The sequence below is a fragment of the Streptomyces sp. BE20 genome (assembly GCF_036322525.1).
Lineage (GTDB): Bacteria > Actinomycetota > Actinomycetes > Streptomycetales > Streptomycetaceae > Kitasatospora.
This window is the reverse complement of sequence record NZ_JAQYWW010000821.1, coordinates 1-312: the sequence shown is the minus strand read 5'-3', so window position 1 is coordinate 312 and position 312 is coordinate 1. Positions and strand designations below refer to the sequence as shown.

The window sequence follows — 312 nt, the reverse complement described above, 5'->3', positions numbered from 1 at the left end:
TGTTGTTTTTTTTTTTGGCGGGGTTGTTTTTAATCATAGGTGTGTGTTTTTGTGTGTTTTTTTTTTGTTTTGGGGTTGGTGTTGTGTTTTTTTTTTTTTTAGTTTTTTTTTTTTTTTTTTTTTTTTTTTGTTTTTTTGTTTTTTTTTGTTGTGTTGGTGGGGGGGTTTTTTTTTGTGGGGGTTGGGGGGGGGGTTTTTTTTTTTTTTTTTTTTTTTTTTTTTTGTTTTTTTTTTGTTGGGTGGGGTGGGGGTTTTATTATATATTTTTTTTTTTTTTTTTTTTTTTTTTTTTTTTTTTTTTTTGTGTTTCCA

1 protein-coding gene is annotated in these 312 nt (G+C 25.0%); it reads right to left on the bottom strand.

Annotated features, from left to right (window positions below):
- Window positions 1-33: 33 nt before the first annotated feature.
- On the bottom strand, window positions 34-312 hold a 279-nt coding region (locus PUR61_RS45385), incomplete at its 5' end, for a hypothetical protein (protein WP_329879792.1).